The following is a 17471-nucleotide window of genomic DNA, read 5'->3' as shown; positions in this document are numbered from 1 at the left end:
CGTGCGCCGCACCCGGGTCGAGCTGTTCATCGGCAAAGGCGGAGTCGGTAAGACGACGTTGGCGTGCGCGACCGCGATGTCGTACGCGCGGGCCGGTTCTCAGGTGCTGGTGGCCTCCCTCGATCAGGCGCATTCGCTGGGCGACGCGCTCGGTTTCCGATTCCCGCACGATGCGGGCACGGTGACCGGGATCGCGAGCGTATTGCCCGGCCTCGACGTGATCGAGGTGGATTCCCTTGCGCTGCTGGAGGATCGGTTCCACGAGGTGGTGCGGATGCTGGCGTCGGATTCCGGGCACGAGCACGGTATCGATCTCGCGGCGCTCGATCCCGCCGAGCTGACCGGGCTGCCCGGCGTGCAGGAATTGTTGATGCTGGTGGAGATCACCCAGTTCGCGAACGAGGACGACTGGGATGTGATCGTGGTGGACTGCCCGCCCTCGGCGGACATGCTGCGCATCATCACCGCGCCCGACACGCTGCTCGGCTATGTGGAACGGATGTGGCCGCCGCACGCACGCGCGATGAGCACCATCGGCGCCGATCTGCGCCGCGCGGTGCTGGCGGCGACCGTCGAGAAGATCGTCGCCGCGGTGACCGAGGTGCGTGATCTGCTCGCCGACCACGGCCGCACCGGGGCCAGGCTGATCACTGTCGCCGAACAGGTCGCGGTCGCCGAATCCGAGCGGGTTCGCTCGGCAGCCGCCCTACTCGGCCTGCGACTGGACGCTGTCGTGGTGAACAAAGTGCTGCCGCCCACGCCAGCGCCCGCCGAGCCGGTCGAGGCAGCGCATCCCGCCGTGCACTGGTATCTGAACCGGCGCAGCGAACAACTGGACCTCGTCGCCCGATTGCAGCGTGATCTTTCGGGCATCCCGGTAGTGATCGCCCAGCACAGCGGCACCGAACCGGTCGGGCTCGCTTCGCTGGCGGCGCTGTCGTATGCGGTGGACGCGGACTCGGCGCTGCGCGACAATCCCGCAGAGGTTCGCACAAGTTCCGGGGATCCGGTGGTTCGATTGGAATCGGGCACCGGGCTGCATTCGGTGTACGCGTTGCGGATGCACCTGCCCGTCGTCGATTCGGCGACGCTGCGACTGGGACGAGTGGAGGACGATTTGATCGTGGGAGCGGACGGGACCCGCCGCCGCGTGCGCCTGGCACCGGTGTTGCGGCGGTGCACGGTCGACGCGGCCGAACTCGACGGGGGCTATCTGGTCGTCCGTTTTCGTCCCGATCCGGAGGCCTGGCCGACATGAGCGGCAGTGATGACGCGGGCGGCGAACGACAGCACGGCATGGATGACAGCGGCGCCCAGGCGAATTCCGGCCGCGGCCACCGTCCCGGATCGAGCCCTTTCGACGACGTCGATGGGCTCGGTGAGTTCGCGGCGGAACTGAAATCGCTGGCCGAGGCCGTCTTGGAGCGCGTCGAACCGATGCTGCGGCATGCTGCCGTCGAGGGCCAGACCGCATGGTCGAGTTGCAGTTGGTGCCCGGTGTGCGCGGCCGCGGCGCTGGTGCGCGGTGAGCGCCATGACGTGCTGGCCGCGGTCGCGGATCACGGCACCGCGATCGTCACGGTGCTGCGCGAGGCGCTGGCCGGAGTGCCGGTCGAGCCAGTGGGGCGACCCGGCGACGATGCGCCGACAGCCCCATCGGACGATAATTCTGTGTCCCACAATCACCCACCACGAGACGACTCGATGCCGAACGACGACAGCACAGCAGAGCACCCGCGCGATGGTCGCACCGCGCAGCGCTCCAGCCGCACGCGTCCTCGGTACGTCGGCATTCCCGTGACGATCAAGGCATGACGCGCCAGATGGCGGGCGCGCGTCCGCTGACTGTAGGTATCGATGTCGGCGGCACCAACATTCGCGCCTCGGTGGTCGACGGCGACGGCGAGATGCTCGATACCGTGCAGGCGCCGACACCGCATTCGGCACGCGCTTTGGAAGACGCGTTGGACCGGGTGGTCCGCGAACTGTGCCGGCGGCACCCGATCGGCGCGGTAGGGCTGGCCGTGGCCGGGTTCATCACCGCCGACCGTTCGACCGTGCGGTTCGCACCGCACCTGCCGTGGAAGGACACCCCGGTCGCGCGGCGGCTGAGCGAGCGTCTCGAGCTTCCGGTGATCCTGGAACACGACGCCAATGCGGCGGCGTGGGCCGAATACCGATTCGGTGCGGCGGCGGGCGGGCACAACGTCGTGCTCGTCGCGATCGGCACCGGCATCGGTGCGGCGCTGCTCATCGATGGCGAACTATATCGGGGCACCCACGGTGTCGCGCCGGAGCTGGGGCACCTGCAGGTGGTGCCGGACGGGCGGGCCTGCCCGTGCGGGAAGCGCGGTTGCTGGGAAAGGTATTGCAGCGGAACAGCACTGGCCGATACCGCGATCGAGATGCTGGCCACCGACCCGGTGCATTCGACGGTGCTGGCCAGGGATATCTTCCGCGATCCCGGCTCGTTGACCGGACGTCGGGTCGCCGGGGCCGCCCAGGACGGCGACCCGCTCGCGGTGCAGGTCATGGCGGACTTCGCACGCTGGCTCGGACTCGGACTCGCCTTCGTCAGCGACATTTTCGACCCGGATCTCGTCGTCATCGCGGGCGGAGTGAGCAGTTCGGCACCGCTGTTCCTCGACGAGGCGCGCGAGGAATACGCCCGCGCGATCACCGGCGCGGGCCATCGCCCGCTGGCCAGAATCCGCACCACCCAACTGGGTGAGGCCGCGGGCATGATCGGCGCCGCGGAGCTCGCGCGAGCCACTCTCGCCGACACCGGCCGCGGCCGATCGCGAGTCGCTCGTACCAGCCACTGAGAACAAACCAATCAGCCACTGAGAACATGTGGTGAGATACGCCGCTCGGCTTGGATGTGATCTGTAACCAGCGGTAAAGTCGGCAACAGAAGCAGGTGTGCCCGCAACGATCCCGGTGTCGGGGGAAGGACGTCATGTTCTACTGGCTGCTGAAGTATGTGTTGCTGGGACCGTTCATGCATCTCTACAACAGGCCCACGGTGGAGGGTGTAGAGAACATTCCGGCCGACGGTCCGGCGATCATGGCGGGTAATCACCTCTCCTTCGCGGACTGGCTGTTCGCGCCGCTGCTGAGTCCGCGCCGGATCAACTATCTGGCCAAGGCCGAGTACTTCAACACCCCGGGCATCAAGGGCGCCTTCCAGAAGTGGTTCTTCACCACCTCCGGTCAGTTCCCCATCGACCGCACCGGCGCCGACGCCGCCGAGGACGCCCTCAACGCGGCGCGCAAGCTGCTCGATCAGGGCCGCCTCGTCGGCCTGTACCCCGAAGGCACCCGCTCCCCCGACGGCCGCCTGTACAAGGGCAAGACCGGCTTGGCGCGGCTCGCCCTCGAGACCGGCGTCCCCGTCATCCCGGTTGCCGTCATCGGCACCGACGAGGTCAGCCCGCCAGGACCGTTCCGCTGGCGTCGCCGTAAGGTCACCGTCAAATTCGGTACCCCGATCGACTTCTCGCGCTACGACGGCATGGGCGGCAACCGCTTCGTCGAACGCGCCGTCACCGACGAGGTCATGTACGAGCTGATGCAGCTCGGCGGCCAGGAGTACGTCGATGTCTACGCGGCCAGCCTCAAGAAGCGCGTTCCCTCCGAGCTGCGCGAAGCCGCCCGCATTCCGGAATCCGCTGCCAGCTGATCTATTTCGTCCGGCCGGGAGCGCACGAGTCCGCGCGCCCGGCCGTTATCGTCTATCCGTGACGGTGCGCGCGAAGATCTGCGGGATCAGGTCCGAAGCCGATCTGCGCATTGCGCTGGCGGCCGGGGCCGATGCCGTCGGTTTCATCTCGGGTATCACCCATGTCAGCGAAGACGCGCTCGACGCCGAGCGGGCCGCCGAACTCTCCCGTCTGGTACCGCCCTTCGTCACTCGGGTACTGGTGACCCATCTGGAAGCCGCGGACGCGATTCTGGAGCTGGCCGAACGGGTCGGCGTCGATGCGATTCAAGTACACGGCCTGGTATCGGATGACACCCTCCGCGCGGTGCGTGTGAACGCCCGCGGTCGCAAGATCATCAAGGCGATCCATGTGGCCGGGCCGGATGCGGTCGATGCCGCGCTGCGGGCGGCGTCGGATTGCGATGCTGTGCTGCTGGATTCGCGCACCGAAAACCGGCTCGGCGGCACCGGACAGACCCATGACTGGTCGGTGAGTGCGACCGTGGTGACCGCGCTGCGCGGTCTCGGCCGCGCGGTGATCCTCGCGGGCGGACTGGGACCGCACAATATCGTCGAAGCGATTGCGCGAGTCGATCCGTTCGCGGTGGACGTCAATAGCGGAGTCGAAACAGCCACGGGCGATAAGAATCCCGACGCCTGCGCGGCATTCGTGACCGCGGCGCACCGGACCGGTCACACCCGATAGCAGCCGGCTACTCGAGAGCGCATTTCGTCCAGAGGCTGAAAGGCCCGGAAATGCCGTAGACAGTTTCGGCGTTGCTGATCGCTTTGCTTTCGGCCTCGGCAATGGTTTCGCCCCGTTCGGAACCCCAGCCGTCGATGTAACCGATGACGAGGCTGATGCAGCCGTTGTGCGACCAGCGGGCGGGTGGGCAGCCGGCGCCGCACGCAGCTTCGGCCTCCTGCGCCGCGTCCTCGCCGCTGACCTGGCTGCGGACCCACGACACCTTGTCGGACTGCGCGTTATAGGTGGCCGCGATCCAGCGATCATCGGCGTTCGGCACGGGTGTGGTGGTAGCCGCCACGGTCGCGGGAGCTACCGGTTTGTCCGAGGTGGGGGCGGCCGATGTGGTGGTTCGGTTCTCACCGGCGCCCGTGGCTTTGATGCCTGCCTGCTCGTGGTACTCACGCACACCGATGATCGCGGTGATCGCGAGCACCCCGACCAGGATCGAACCGAACACCACCACAAACCCGGTGGCGCCATCGTTTTCGTCGAGCAGCTCCTCCGGTTCGTCCAGTTGCTCCGCCCGTGCGGACCGCCGAAACTGAACCCGCTCGGATTCGTCCGGATATGGCTGCCGAGACGCACGCGGCGCATCCGGAGGCGGCCGCCTCGGCGCACGCGCAGGTCCATTCGGATCCGGCGCGGCCGGGGACTGCTCCGTGGGCGGGCGCAACGCTCCCGGCCGGTAGGACCCCCGGTGTGGCCCGGCCGGAGGCGAAGGCTCGACCGGCGGCTGTGGCCTCGGTGGATGGGCAGGCCCAGGTAGGTGCGGGCGTCCGGACGGCGACTGCGCGCCGGGTGGTCGCCCGGAGGCGGAGGGGTACGGCTGCTGGGGCCGAGGCGGCTGCCCGGCCTGCGGTTGTTCTCTTGGCGGACCGACGGATCCAGGTAGCGGCCGCCGCCCGGCCGGAGACGAAGGATCAGGCGGACGCTGCCGGCTCGGGGGGCGGACGGACTCGGGTGAGTTCCTCCCGGACTGCTCGCGCGGCCGGTGCACAGGCTCGGAAGGATACGGCCGGCCCGGCTCATCCCCGGACGGACGCATCGGATACGGCGGCCTGGACGGTTCCTGCTGTCCGGCAGGGGGCTGCTGCCGCGGCCTGCGGACCGGCTCGGAGGGATGCGGCGGTTCGGCGGCCGGGCGGCGGGCGGGCGGATAGGCCGTTCCTGGCGCGTATCGCTGCCCGGGTGGGGGCGGGTAGGGCTGCTCAGGGTTGCGCCCGTGCGGGGATGACATTCGTCCCCCCAATCGTTCTCGTCCGAATAATCCAGCGGCCCCACCCTATCCGTCGGGCGCTCGACCTGCGAGGGTCGCAAACCACCGCACACCATGTGGAGCGCGAATTCGACAGCCGTGGTGAGTGACTTGCAGTTCCGATGGCGGCTCGATGATCTCGGTCACTCCGAGCGGCAGCCCGAGATCGAGCGCGCGGAGAACAGCGAGCAGCTCGCTGTACTACAGCAGTGCCGGGGCCGGATCGCACGCGATAGCGGAAGGCATGCGCAACGCCGTTGCGGCTCGGACGCGCCGCCGCAACGCACCGCCACCGAGGAACGACGGCTCGAGTCGTGCCGCACGTCGAAGCTGCCGCCTGCGGGCTCGCCATCGTGGTCGCTCCCGCCACTGCCGCGCGCGGAGTAGTCCGCCATATGCTCGTCGCGGCAGCAGCACTGTGCCGCGAGACTTTTGCCCGCACGGTAGGACTCCCGCTCCGCACCAACGGGATCCGGGCCGCGATCCGACGGCACCGATGAGACGCCCCGACTTCCTCGCTCGGGGCGTCGCATCGGCCGCAGACTTCGGGCAACCGCCCGACGCCGCGTAAGAGGTTACGCCGCAACCATTTCGGCGGCAGAGGAACCCGCCCAAATTGGGCTTTACGCGGCGGCCAGGCGGCCGGATCGAAGCGGTTCGGAGTGCGATCGAACCCCGAGAGCTGCGGCCGCAGCGCGTTCGCCGCTACACACGCGCCGTTCCGGTAGCACTGACGGAAGCCGGCGGTTCGGTTCCGGCCCAGTGGATTCCATCGACCGGTCGCCACCGGGCGCAACCGGTATGGATTCCAGAGCGTGTGGCTGCGGTGGCCGCCCTTTCCGATCCCATCAGCTGAGGGCATATCCAGGAGGGCGATGGCCGGAATGGCGCCAGCGCTCGCCGACGGACCGATATCGGGCAACTGCTCTATTCGGGGCCGCTTGCCGTGTGATCATTGTGCAAAGCCGAGTCATCCCGACAACACCCGTTCACCCGCCGTTGAGCTCATTGCGCAAAGGTTGCTCCCATGATTCTCGGTGGTTCGGACTTCGGAGTCTCCCGACGCACCCTGCTGCGTGCCGCTGGGGTCGGCCTCGTCGCGACTCCCGCGATGGCGGCCTGCTCGTCGAACGACGGTCCCACGCTGGTCCGCAGCCGCCCGAATCTCACCCACGGCGTCGCGGTCGGCGACCCGCGCACCGACGGCGCGCTGATCTGGGCGCGTTCGGATCAGCCCGCGACGTTGATCGTGGAGACCGCGGCCACCGAATCCTTCACCGGCGCCAAGCGCTTCGCCGGTCCGCTGCTGACCCCGGCCTCCGACGGCACCGGCCGTGTGCGTGTCAACGGCCTGCCCGCAGGGCAGCAGGTGCACTACCGGGTAACCCTCGAAGGCGAGGACGGCGCGCGCTCCGAACCGGTCACCGGCGTCTTCCGCACGGTCCCGACCGGCGCTTCCGATATCACGCTGCAGTGGTCGGGCGATGTCGTCGGCCAGGGCTACGGCATCAACCCCGACCTCGGCGGCATGAAGATCTTCTCCGTCATGGCCGCGCGCGACCCCCACCTGTTCATCCACTCCGGCGACTCCATCTACGCTGACGGCCCGCTGCAGGAATCGGTGACGCTGCCCGACGGCCGGACCTGGCGCAATGTGGTCACGGAGGCGAAAAGCGCTGTCGCCCAGACCCTCGACCAGTTCCGCGGCAACTTCGCCTACAACCTGACCGACCAGAACTACCGTCGCTTCAACAGCTCGGTCGCCCAGGTGGTGCAGTGGGACGACCACGAAACGGTCAACAACTGGTACCCCGGCGGCCTGGTCGCGGCGTCCAAGGGCTACGCCGAGCGCGGCATGGACACTCTTGCGACCCGCTCCTGGCAAGCCTTCCACGAGTGGATGCCGTTGGAGCCGAAGGAGGCGGTCGACGGACGCCTCTACCGCAAGATCTCCTACGGCCCGCTGCTGGAGGTCTTCGTGCTGGACATGCGGAGCTACAAGGACACCAACGACATCGACAACCGACCCAGCGGACGCATCTTCGGTCCCGCACAAACGACATGGCTGATCGAAGGGCTGCGCGACTCCACGGCCACCTGGAAGATCATCGCCAACGATCTGCCGCTCGGCGTGATCGTCAAGGACGGTGAGCAGAAGGACACCACCGCCTACGAAGGCCCGGCCAATGGCGATCCCGGCGCGCCGTCGGGCCGCGAAACCGAGATCGCCCGAGTGCTCTCGGCGATCAAGGCGAACAAGGTGGGTGGTGTCGTCTGGCTGACCGCCGACGTGCACTACACGGCGGCCCACCGCTATGCACCCGAACGCGCCACGTTCACCGACTTCGACGAGTTCTGGGAATTCGTCTCCGGACCGCTGAATGCCGGTGCGTTCGGCCCGAATCCGCTGGACGCGACCTTCGGTCCGGAAGCGGTCTTCGTGCATGCCCCACCCGTCCAGAACACCACACCGCTCGACGGCGCCTTCCAACATTTCGGTGAGGTATTGATCGACGGCAAGTCAAGGGAACTGACGGTCAATTTGTGCGACGCGACCGGATCCGTGCTGTTCAGCCAGCGGCTTTCCCCGCAGGGTGGATAAGTGACGACTTCGGGCGAGCAGGGGAGGCCACGCTGTGGTTAGCTTTCGTGCCATGAGCACGCCGCACACTGTCGCCGCCGAAGAATATCTACCCCGTGACACTGCGGATGTCGTTCGCACTGTACGAGATTCACGCGGCCGGGTCGATCGGCTCACAGTGCGCGGCGGTGAACCGTTCGACGACGGGCTTTCGCTGCCCGATCAACGCACGGTGCTCTCGCTGCGGCAGATGAACGCGGTGCTCGACATCAATCTCGGCAGGCGCACGGTGCGGGTGCAAGCGGGCGCCAAGCTGTCCGATATCGACCGCAGACTCGGCGCGCACGGCCTCGGCCTGCCGATCGTCGGTGACCACCGCGACATCACCGCGGGCGGTTTCGCGTCGGTCGGCGGTGTGAGCACCGCCTCGCACAAGTACGGCATGTTCATCGACCAGATCGTCGATCTGGAATACGTCGATCCGGACGGGCGCATCGGCACCTGCGGACGCAACCACCACACCGAGCGCTTCCACCGGATCCTCGGTGCGGGCGGGCGGGCGGGAATCATCACCGCGCTCACCCTCGATGCGGTCGACATCGACAAGGACCACACCTGGCTGACCACCAACGCCGACCGGTTCCTGGATTTCGACTCCTTCGTCGAACACGCCTACGCCGAGGTCGCCCGCCCAGGCAACGCGGCGCTGCAGGTGGGCCGCTGGGTCGACACCGCGCCGCTGAAGGTGTCGCGGCCGGTCGGTACCGGGCATGTGCAGTTGGGCACGGTGCGCTTCGGCCAGTGGTCGAGCCTCTACCCCACCACGCCGACCCGATCGCTGCGCGCGCGGCGTGAGGTCGGCACCAAGACCAGAAAGTCGTTGGGTGTCATCGCCTCTGCCGCGGGCGGTCGCGCGGGCGCCCCGGTGCGCAACGCCGCGGCGGGCGCGCTGATGTTCGCCCCGAAGGTGCTGACGCTGCGCGATGCGGAATACCTCGCCGATACGGTGATCAGTTCGTCCGAGCGCGGACCCGCCTACCGGGTGGCCATTTTCGCGCCGCTGTCGAGCTACACCTCGGTGTTCTACCGGCTGCACGATCTGTTTGCCGGACACCGGGAGCGGACCGGATGCTTCACCGTCATCTCCGCGATGACCTACGGCGTGCGCTCGAAGTACCTGCAGTCGGAGGCCGCGGTGCACAATCTGCCCACAGAGGACCACGGTCTGATCACCTTCACCTGCCGTTTGCGGCCCTCGGCGCTGCCCTCGGAACTGTTGCGCGACATCGTGTCCGGAATCGATGAGATCTGCCACTCCGAACAGGCCCTGCGCTACGACTCCACGGATTAGAATCCTGTTGCGCCGCACATAGTCGCCGGCCGGTAGCTCGTCGCTGTCGGCGGGCCCGGGCGGTCGACTTCGGCACTGTCGGCGGGGTGTCGATGCGTCAGTTCAGCTCATCTCCTGTGAAGGATGCTGTTCCGATGCTCGAATTTCGTCCCGCCCCAACCCGATTCACCGATCGCAAGCGGCAACGACCCGCCGAATCGCTCGAAGGTCTTCGGGTGCTGGTGACCGACGCCTCCTCCGAGCTCGGCCGCGTCACCGCGGCGCGACTCGCCGCGCAGGGCGCCCAGCTACTACTCGTCGCCCGGCGTGGCGATCAACTGGTCGCGGCCTGCGAGGCGATCGCCGACACGGGTGGGCAGGCGAGCTGGTGTCGCGCGGCATCCAGGCCACCTCTGTGCACTATCGCGCGCACCGCGCGGACAACGGCGTGACGATCGCGCACTGCAGCGAGGACCCCGCCCGCGAGCCCGCCGCGGCGGCCCACTGGATCGAAACCGCCATCCGCACCCGCCCGGCTCGCCTCGAGCCCCGCTTCGCCCGTACCCTTCGCGGCCTGGCAGGCGTCGCTCCACGCTCCACCCACCGCCTCATGCGCGCCTTCGGCATCTGAGGCCCGCCGAGAGGGTCTGCTCGGCTATGCGGGACGGGCAGCCGAACGCAAAGCGCCCCATCGGATTCCGATGGGGCGCTTCGTTCTGAACAAGGCAACTGATCTCGCGAGCACATGGGTAACTCACCGGGCACGGGCCAACTCACCAACCAGGTGACCACCAGCCGCCGACGCCACTATCGCGGCACCCAGATCCGGCCTGAATACGCGGAGAGGCGGATTAGCTCAGTGCTTCTCCGGGCCGAGGTAGTACTCGAACACCAGACCGGCGGCGGCGCCGAGGACACACACCACGCCGATGGCGATCAGCCAGAGCTGGAAGAACGCGAAGCCCAGTGCGGTGATGGAGCCCGCGGCGGCCAGGGTGATGGGCCAGAAGCTGCCGGGCGAGAAGAAGCCCAGATCGCCCGCGCCGTCCACGATCTCGGCGTCTTCGTAGTCCTCGGGACGCAGGTCGAGGCGACGCGCGACGAACCGGAAATAGGTGCCGATGATCAGCGACAGGCCGGCGGTCAGCACGGTGGCGGTGGTGCCCGCCCACTCGACGCCGGTGCGCGACTGCCCGGTGAAGTAGCCGTACACGATTGCCACGATGACGAAGAACACCGTGAGCAGCTCGAAAATCCGCGCTTCGATCTTCATGTCAGATCAGTCCTCACTTGCTGTCGGCCGCGGCCGCGCTCTTGGTCGTGCGGTCGGTGTTGAACGGCCTCGTGGAGGTGGCGACCGGAGACTCACCGATGGACTCGAGCGCCTCGGCGTTGGTCTTGCCCGTCTTGCGCGACTCGATGTACTTGGCGAACTTCTCCGGCGACACGGCACGGACCTCGAAGTTCATCATCGAGTGGAAGGTGCCGCACATCTCGGCGCACCGCCCGACGAACGCGCCTTCCTTCTCGATCTTGGTGATCTGGAAGACGTTATCCGAATGGTTTTCCTTCGGGTTCGGCATCACGTCGCGCTTGAACAGGAACTCCGGCACCCAGAAGGCGTGCACCACGTCGGCGGCGGCCAGCTGGAATTCGATGATCTTGCCGGTCGGCAGCACCAGAATCGGAACCTCGGTGCTGGAACCGACGGTCTCGATCTTGTCGTAGTGCAGGTAGGACAGGATGTCGTTCTCCGGCTTGCCGTGCACGGGGCCCGGCTGCGGGTGACCGTCCTTGGTCCGCTCCTTGTACTCCTCGAGCTGCTCCTGGTTGGCGGCCTCACGCGCGGTATCGATGCCGTCGAACGTGAAGCCGTTCTTGAGGTCGACATTGCGGTAACCGAACTTCCAGTTCCACTGGAAGGCGGTCACGTCGACGGTGACGTCGGGGTTGCCGACCTTCTCGTGCACGTAGTTCTGCACGACGACGGTGAAGTAGAACAGCACCGCGATGATGACGAACGGGATCGCGGTGTAGGTCAACTCCAGCGGCACGTTGTAGCCGGTCTGGCGCGGGAACTCCGGGGAGTCCTTCTTCTTGCGGTGGAAGGTGATGGTCCAGAAGGTCAGACCCCACACCAGCACGCCCATCACCAACGCGGCGACGACGGACCAGGTCCACAGCTCACGCATCCGAGTGGCCTGCGGCGTGATACCCGAGGGCCAGCCGAACCGCAGCCAAACATTGTCGATCGAGCAGCCCGAGACGAGCATCGCGGTGATGCCCAACGACACCGCCAGCCCGGCCCGCCGAAGGATCCGGCCCTGCCGACCCCTCGCGGGTCGTGCCCCGATCTCTTCGCTCGCCTTGTGCGCCACGCTCACGCCTTCCTGGTCGCCACACATTCCGACATTGCACCGCCGAGGTTGCGATCGCCTCGGCGCTACGTTCTAAGCACGTTTCAAGCCGTTCGGACGTGGGCGTCGCTTTCACGCACGCACCACCTGAGAATGGCCTGAGTACTACGCAGCGTAGACCAAACCGGCGTCTGCTTTGTCGTCGGGTCGCATTCGACACTCCGCCGGTACCAAATGACGTGGCCACGGGTGTGCGACGCATGGATTCCGCGCGTGCGGCATACTCGGACACTGTATTTCGATCGCCGCGTCTTCCTCCCCTGGGCGCGGTGCCGTCATGGATCAGGGCACGCGCCCCGACCGCAGGAAATGAGGTTGCCGACCCCGTGTGTGGACTGCTCGGATTTCTGACATCTGACGTCGCAGCACCGGACACCGTGGAGCAGGTGTACAACGCCCTGCATTGCGTCCGCCACCGCGGTCCCGACGAGCGTGGCACCTGGCACGACGACCACCTGATCTTCGGTTTCAACCGCCTGTCGATCATCGACATCGAGCACTCGCACCAGCCGCTGCGCTGGGGTCCGCCGGAGAACAGGCAGCGCTACGCGCTGACCTTCAACGGCGAGATCTACAACTACCTGGAGTTGCGCGCGGAGCTGGCCGAGGCGCACGCGGCCGAGTTCCCCGACGGCAAGATCTTCGACACCGAGGGCGACAGCGAGGCGATCGTCGCGGCGTTCCACTACTGGGGCCCCGAGGCCGTGCGGCGGCTGCGCGGCATGTTCGCCTTCGCGATCTGGGACACCGAGACCCAGGAGCTGTTCCTGGCGCGCGACCCGTTCGGCATCAAGCCGCTGTTCCTTGCCACCGGCCCCGGCGGCACCGCGTTCGGCAGCGAGAAGAAGAGCCTGCTCGAACTGCTGCCCGCGCTCGGACTGACCGACGCACTCGACCCGCGCGCGCTGGAGCATTACACGGTGCTGCAGTACGTGCCGGAGCCCGAGACGCTGCACGCCGACATCCGCAGGCTGGAATCCGGCAGCCACGCCACCCTGCGCCAGGGCGAGGCGCCGAAGGTGACCCGATACTTCGCGCCGACATTCCAGGTGCGGCCCTTCGCGCCCGGCTCGGCGGCCGCCCGCTACCGGGAGATCGCCGAGGCCATGGAGGACTCGGTCGCCAAGCACATGCGCGCGGATGTCACCGTCGGCTCATTCCTGTCCGGCGGCATCGACTCCACTGCGGTGGCGGCGCTCGCCATGCGGCACAACCCGAAACTGATCACCTTCACCAGCTGCTTCGAGCGCGAGGGCTACTCCGAGGCGGATGTGGCCGCGGAGACCGCGGAGGCGATCGGCGCACGGCACGTCATCAAGACCGTCTCTCCCGCCGAGTTCGCGGCCGCGATCCCCGAAATCGTCTGGTACCTGGACGATCCGGTCGCCGACCCGGCGCTGGTTCCGCTGTACTTCGTGGCGAAAGAGGCCCGCAAGCACGTCAAGGTCGTGCTGTCCGGCGAGGGCGCCGACGAGCTGTTCGGCGGCTACACCATTTACCGGGAGCCGTTGTCGCTGAAGCCTTTCGAGCGACTGCCCGGCGGGCTGCGCAAGCTCGCGGGCAAGCTGTCGGACCGCATCCCCGAGGGCACCAGGGGCAAGAGCCTGCTGCACCGCGGCTCGCTCACCCTCGAAGAGCGCTATTACGGCAATGCGCGCAGCTTCAATGACGCGCAACTGCGGTCGGTGCTGCGCGATTTCCGGCCCGAATGGACCCACCAGGACGTCACGGCCCCGATCTACGCGCAGTCGCACGGCTGGGACCCGGTGGCGCGCATGCAGCATCTGGACCTGTTCACCTGGCTGCGCGGCGACATCCTGGTCAAGGCCGACAAGATGACCATGGCCAACTCGCTGGAGTTGCGGGTGCCGTTCCTGGACGCCGAGGTGCTGAGGGTCGCCGAAGGGGTGCCCTTCGAGCAGAAGATCACCAACGAGACCACCAAATACGCGCTGCGCCGAGCACTCGAGGGCATCGTGCCCCCGCATGTGCTGCACCGCGCCAAGCTCGGTTTCCCGGTCCCGCTGCGGCATTGGCTGCGCGGCGAGGAGCTCTACGACTGGGCTCAGCAGACCATCGCGGAATCGCAGACTGATCATCTGCTGGACAAGGGCGCCATCAAGGGCATGCTCGACGACCACCGCACCGGCCGCATCGATCACAGTCGCAGGCTGTGGACGCTGCTGGTGTTCATGATCTGGCACGGCATCTTCGTCGAGAACCGCATCACCCCCGATATCCAGGAGCCTGCCTACCCGGTCTCGCTGTAACTCTTCGCACCTGACCGGCCGGTGCGCCCGACGTTCGCTCGAAAGCTATACAGCATGCCCGAGCAGGGAGAGAATGAATTGCTCAGGGTGAGCGGGCAGGCCGGTCAGTCAGGAGGTGCCGTCGTGACCACGGCCAGGGACATCATGAAGTCAGGGGCTCAGTGGGTCTCCAAGGAGCAGACCGTGGAGAACGCCGCGCGCATTATGGCCAGACGCGATGTCGACGCGCTGGTGGTCGGCGACGACAACGACCGCATGTGCGGCGTCATCGGCTATCGCGACATCGTCGTCCGGTGCGTCGCCGAAGGGCTGCCGCCGGCCAGGACCACAGTGGGCGATCTGTGTTCGGGCACCCCTCGCTGGGTTACCTCCGACTCGGACCTCACGAAGGTGCTCGACGAGATGAACAGTCACCACATCAAGCACCTCCCGGTGATCGAGGATCGGCGGTTGATCGGCACGATCGGCGAAACCGACCTGGTCGATCACTTGGATGCCGCCCAGCTCGGCGAATTCACCCGGGCCCACGCCGGATCGTGATCCGGGTGGGCCAGGACCCGCCTACAACAGGGGCTTGATTTCGTCGGCGGCTTCGATGCCGTACGCCTTGGTGAGGCGCTCCAAGGCATCATCCTTGTTCAGGGTCCACTCCTGGGTGCCCATGGTCTCCAGGACGAGGACGGCGATCAGCGAGCCGAGCTGGGCGCTGCGCTCCAGGCTCAGACCCCCGGTATGGCCGGTGAGGAAGCCTGCGCGGAAGGCGTCGCCGACTCCGGTCGGCTCGACCTTGTTCGTCTCAGGGACCACCGACACTCGCACCTCGGTGCCGTCGCGGTCGACGATCTGTACGCCGTTCGAGCCGAGGGTGGTGACGCGGATGCCGACGTGGCGCGCGACCTCTTCCTCGCTGAGCCCGGTCTTCTGCAGCAGCAGCGCCCACTCGTACTTGTTGGTGAAAAGGTAAGCGGCGCCGTCGATCAGCTGGATGGCCTGATCACCGTCGAGGCGGGCCAGCTGCTGGGACGGATCGGCGGCGAACGGGATGCCGAGCTCACGGCACTGCTGGGTGTGCCGCAGCATCGCGTCGGGATCGTTGGCGCCGATGAGCACCAGCTCCAGCTCGTGTTCCGCGGCGAGATCGCCGATATTGATGTCGCGGGCCTCGCTCATCGCGCCCGGGTAGAACGACGCGATCTGCGCCATATCGTCGTCGGTGGTGCAGACGAACCGCGCGGTGTGCGCCCGGTCGGAGATCTTCACGCCGCTGCAGTCGACACCGTGGGCTTCCAGCCAGGCGCGGTACTCGGCGAAATCGGCGCCGACGGCGCCGACCAGCAGCGGCGTCCGGTTCAGCAGGCCCATGGCGTAGGCGATATTGCCCGCGACCCCACCGCGGCGGATCTGCAGATCATCGACGAGGAAGCTCAGCGACACATGGTCGAGTTGGTCGGCCAACAGCGCGTCGGCGAACCGTCCGGGAAAACGCATCAGGTGGTCGGTGGCAATCGATGCCGATACTGCGATAGTCACGAGGCTCGCGGTCCTTAGCTGTCGACAGGAAGACACGCCGAGGTAGAACACCCGGCGACGACTTCACCGTATCAACAACAACATCCGTCGAACATCAACCGCCGCCCGGGTGTCAAGGGGGATTGCTCGACAGCAGCGGCTCAGCTACCCCACAACCGACGGTGGGCCCGCCACGCGAATCCGGCGGCACCGATGGTGCGCCCGGATGCGTGCGAGCCCAGCCTCGTCAGCAGGAGAAGCCGCTCTCCGTCGTCAGTTGAACGAATCGCCGCAGGCGCACGAACCGGTGGCGTTCGGGTTGTCGATCGTGAAGCCCTGCTTCTCGATGGTGTCGACGAAGTCGATCGAGGCACCCTGCACGTAGGGGGCGCTCATCCGGTCGACCGCCAGCGTGACGCCACCGAATTCGGCGACGAGATCACCGTCGAGCGAGCGGTCGTCGAAGAAGAGCTGGTAGCGCAGGCCGGCACAACCACCGGGCTGCACCGCGATGCGCAGTGCCAGGTCGTCGCGACCCTCCTGGTCGAGCAGCGCCTTCGCCTTCAGAGCGGCCGCTTCGGTCAGCGTCGCACCGTGGGTTTCGGTCTCGTTCTGCACAGTCATGAACTCTCCTAGGGACAGCTGTGTTCAACCCGTGAACAGCACACGGCTCGTGGCTGTCAACACCGTTCCGCAGGCTGCTATTCCCTATCTTGCCATCATCACCCGCGGGAGGAGCACACGACTGTGCTGTGTGAGCGGCGGCACGCCGGACACCCCCCGCACGCTCGCGGAACCGACCGCATTTCCTGCCGCGTACCGCATCGAATAGCCTGGTCGCTGTGAAATTGTTCCGTCGCGGCGAGTCCAGCACCACCGACGAGAGCGCCGAAGTGACGGCGGGCTCGGACGGCGGCTCGGCCGCGGGCTCCACCCGGATGGCGGCCCCGGCCACCGAGGGCAAGGGCCGTCCCACTCCGAAACGTCGTGACGCGCAAGGCAAGCGCCGCGGTCCGGTCGCTCCCGCACCACTCACCGCGAAGGAGGCTCGCGCCCGGCGCAAGGCCACTCGCGGCAGCAGGGAAGACCGCAAAGCGGCCTCCTCGGAGCGGCGTCTCGCCGCCCAGGAGCGGCGCGCCAGGATGCTCGCAGGCGAGGACAAATACCTCTTGCCACGCGATCAAGGCGCGGTGCGCGCGTTTGTGCGTGACATCGTCGACGGCAGGCGAAACCTCGTCGGCCTGTTCATGCCGATGGCGCTGGTGCTGATCCTGTCGATGTTCGTCGCGCCCGCGCTGCAGACCATCGTCACTCTGGCGATGCTGGTCATGATGGCATTCATGATCGCCGAGGGCTTCCTGCTCGGCCGGATCGTGAACAACCGGGTCCGCGAGCGGTTCCCCGACAGCACCGACACCGGCTACCGGCTCGGCTGGTACGCCTTCGTGCGCGCATCCCAGATCCGCAAGATGCGGGCGCCGAAGCCGCGGGTCACCCCGGGCGACGCCGTATAAGGCGGATAGAACCCGACAGCGCACAGCAGAGCGGGGGGGGGGGGGGGGGGGGGCCGCCCCGGGGGGGGGGGGGGCCCCCCCCCCCCCGCGCGGCGGGGGGGGCGGATATAGAAGCACAAACGGGCCACCCGCACAGCGAAAGTG

16 protein-coding genes are annotated in these 17471 nt (G+C 67.5%); 11 read left to right on the top strand and 5 right to left on the bottom strand.

What is annotated here, in order from left to right:
* The first annotated feature begins 1 nt into the window (after position 1).
* The 5 genes from ACFU4Z_RS30045 (at position 2) to ACFU4Z_RS30025 (ending at position 4409) form a co-directional block, all read left to right on the top strand.
* Positions 2 to 1258 carry an ArsA family ATPase gene (locus ACFU4Z_RS30045; RefSeq protein WP_379069590.1) on the top strand — a complete coding sequence of 419 codons (1257 nt, stop codon included), beginning with the start codon at positions 2 to 4 and terminating at the stop codon, positions 1256 to 1258.
* Positions 1255 to 1815, top strand: coding sequence for a hypothetical protein (locus ACFU4Z_RS30040; protein WP_379069587.1), 561 nt, complete (start codon positions 1255 to 1257; stop codon positions 1813 to 1815). Before ACFU4Z_RS30045 ends, ACFU4Z_RS30040 begins: the two co-directional genes overlap by 4 nt.
* Positions 1812 to 2825, top strand: coding sequence for an ROK family glucokinase (locus tag ACFU4Z_RS30035; protein ID WP_328411316.1), 1014 nt, complete (start codon positions 1812 to 1814; stop codon positions 2823 to 2825). Before ACFU4Z_RS30040 ends, ACFU4Z_RS30035 begins: the two co-directional genes overlap by 4 nt.
* Positions 2826 to 2959: 134 nt before the next feature.
* Complete coding sequence (locus ACFU4Z_RS30030) at positions 2960 to 3682, top strand: lysophospholipid acyltransferase family protein (protein WP_379069583.1); 723 nt, start codon at positions 2960 to 2962, stop codon at positions 3680 to 3682.
* A 58-nt stretch (positions 3683 to 3740) separates the two neighbouring features.
* Positions 3741 to 4409: a phosphoribosylanthranilate isomerase gene (locus ACFU4Z_RS30025; RefSeq protein ID WP_379069581.1), complete on the top strand. Its 669-nt coding sequence runs from the start codon at positions 3741 to 3743 to the stop codon at positions 4407 to 4409.
* Between the two features lie 7 nt (positions 4410 to 4416).
* Here ACFU4Z_RS30025 and ACFU4Z_RS30020 read toward each other — a convergent pair whose 3' ends face one another.
* Positions 4417 to 4908, bottom strand: coding sequence for a DUF4189 domain-containing protein (locus ACFU4Z_RS30020; RefSeq protein WP_379069578.1), 492 nt, complete (start codon positions 4906 to 4908; stop codon positions 4417 to 4419).
* 1825 nt (positions 4909 to 6733) lie between these two features.
* Here ACFU4Z_RS30020 and ACFU4Z_RS30015 point away from each other — a divergent pair.
* From ACFU4Z_RS30015 to ACFU4Z_RS30005, 3 genes are all read left to right on the top strand, one after another.
* Positions 6734 to 8308: an alkaline phosphatase D family protein gene (locus ACFU4Z_RS30015; RefSeq protein ID WP_379069575.1), complete on the top strand. Its 1575-nt coding sequence runs from the start codon at positions 6734 to 6736 to the stop codon at positions 8306 to 8308.
* Between the two features lie 52 nt (positions 8309 to 8360).
* Positions 8361 to 9638 (top strand): FAD-binding oxidoreductase, encoded by a 1278-nt coding sequence (locus ACFU4Z_RS30010; RefSeq protein ID WP_379069572.1) that lies wholly within the window; start codon positions 8361 to 8363, stop codon positions 9636 to 9638.
* A gap of 134 nt (positions 9639 to 9772) precedes the next feature.
* The gene (locus tag ACFU4Z_RS30005) at positions 9773 to 10069 is read left to right on the top strand and encodes a hypothetical protein (RefSeq protein ID WP_379069569.1); all 297 of its coding nucleotides are present in this window, start codon (positions 9773 to 9775) and stop codon (positions 10067 to 10069) included.
* A gap of 404 nt (positions 10070 to 10473) precedes the next feature.
* Here the strand turns inward: ACFU4Z_RS30005 and ACFU4Z_RS30000 are convergent, their stop codons facing one another.
* Together ACFU4Z_RS30000 and ACFU4Z_RS29995 are read right to left on the bottom strand one after the other, a co-directional pair.
* A complete protein-coding gene (locus tag ACFU4Z_RS30000; RefSeq protein WP_378679352.1) occupies positions 10474 to 10890 on the bottom strand; it encodes a cytochrome c oxidase subunit 4 in 417 nt (138 codons plus the stop codon).
* Positions 10891 to 10903: 13 nt separating this feature from the next.
* Positions 10904 to 11890 carry a cytochrome c oxidase subunit II gene (locus ACFU4Z_RS29995; protein WP_379069711.1) on the bottom strand — a complete coding sequence of 329 codons (987 nt, stop codon included), beginning with the start codon at positions 11888 to 11890 and terminating at the stop codon, positions 10904 to 10906.
* Positions 11891 to 12360: 470 nt separating this feature from the next.
* On the opposite strand from ACFU4Z_RS29995, the gene asnB reads away from it, so the two are divergent.
* Together asnB and ACFU4Z_RS29985 are read left to right on the top strand one after the other, a co-directional pair.
* Positions 12361 to 14304, top strand: a complete 1944-nt coding sequence (asnB, locus tag ACFU4Z_RS29990) for an asparagine synthase (glutamine-hydrolyzing) (protein ID WP_379069567.1) — start codon at positions 12361 to 12363, stop codon at positions 14302 to 14304.
* 123 nt (positions 14305 to 14427) lie between these two features.
* The gene (locus ACFU4Z_RS29985) at positions 14428 to 14844 is read left to right on the top strand and encodes a CBS domain-containing protein (protein WP_379069564.1); all 417 of its coding nucleotides are present in this window, start codon (positions 14428 to 14430) and stop codon (positions 14842 to 14844) included.
* A 21-nt stretch (positions 14845 to 14865) separates the two neighbouring features.
* On the opposite strand, the gene ACFU4Z_RS29980 is transcribed toward ACFU4Z_RS29985, so the two are convergent.
* Together ACFU4Z_RS29980 and ACFU4Z_RS29975 are read right to left on the bottom strand one after the other, a co-directional pair.
* Positions 14866 to 15834 carry a carbohydrate kinase family protein gene (locus ACFU4Z_RS29980; protein WP_379069562.1) on the bottom strand — a complete coding sequence of 323 codons (969 nt, stop codon included), beginning with the start codon at positions 15832 to 15834 and terminating at the stop codon, positions 14866 to 14868.
* A 252-nt stretch (positions 15835 to 16086) separates the two neighbouring features.
* Positions 16087 to 16437 carry a HesB/IscA family protein gene (locus tag ACFU4Z_RS29975; RefSeq protein ID WP_379069559.1) on the bottom strand — a complete coding sequence of 117 codons (351 nt, stop codon included), beginning with the start codon at positions 16435 to 16437 and terminating at the stop codon, positions 16087 to 16089.
* 218 nt (positions 16438 to 16655) lie between these two features.
* Between ACFU4Z_RS29975 and ACFU4Z_RS29970 the strand changes: the two genes are divergently transcribed.
* Complete coding sequence (locus ACFU4Z_RS29970; RefSeq protein WP_379069556.1) at positions 16656 to 17327, top strand: DUF3043 domain-containing protein; 672 nt, start codon at positions 16656 to 16658, stop codon at positions 17325 to 17327.
* Positions 17328 to 17471: the final 144 nt, after the last annotated feature.

Origin of the sequence: Nocardia sp. NPDC057440, assembly GCF_042802915.1 — a bacterium.
Lineage (GTDB): Bacteria > Actinomycetota > Actinomycetes > Mycobacteriales > Mycobacteriaceae > Nocardia.
This window is presented reverse-complemented; position numbering and strand designations above follow the sequence as displayed.

Bases quoted from the DNA above. Each gene is read 5' to 3' on its own strand.
- ACFU4Z_RS30040 (WP_379069587.1), top strand. From the start codon at position 1,255: ATGAGCGGCAGTGATGACGCGGGCGGCGAACGACAGCACGGCATGGAT.
- ACFU4Z_RS30035 (WP_328411316.1), top strand. From the start codon at position 1,812: ATGACGCGCCAGATGGCGGGCGCGCGTCCGCTGACTGTAGGTATCGAT.
- ACFU4Z_RS30030 (WP_379069583.1), top strand. From the start codon at position 2,960: ATGTTCTACTGGCTGCTGAAGTATGTGTTGCTGGGACCGTTCATGCAT.
- ACFU4Z_RS30015 (WP_379069575.1), top strand. From the start codon at position 6,734: ATGATTCTCGGTGGTTCGGACTTCGGAGTCTCCCGACGCACCCTGCTG.
- ACFU4Z_RS30010 (WP_379069572.1), top strand. From the start codon at position 8,361: ATGAGCACGCCGCACACTGTCGCCGCCGAAGAATATCTACCCCGTGAC.
- ACFU4Z_RS30005 (WP_379069569.1), top strand. From the start codon at position 9,773: ATGCTCGAATTTCGTCCCGCCCCAACCCGATTCACCGATCGCAAGCGG.
- ACFU4Z_RS30000 (WP_378679352.1), bottom strand. From the start codon at position 10,890: ATGAAGATCGAAGCGCGGATTTTCGAGCTGCTCACGGTGTTCTTCGTC.
- ACFU4Z_RS29995 (WP_379069711.1), bottom strand. From the start codon at position 11,890: ATGCTCGTCTCGGGCTGCTCGATCGACAATGTTTGGCTGCGGTTCGGC.
- ACFU4Z_RS29975 (WP_379069559.1), bottom strand. From the start codon at position 16,437: ATGACTGTGCAGAACGAGACCGAAACCCACGGTGCGACGCTGACCGAA.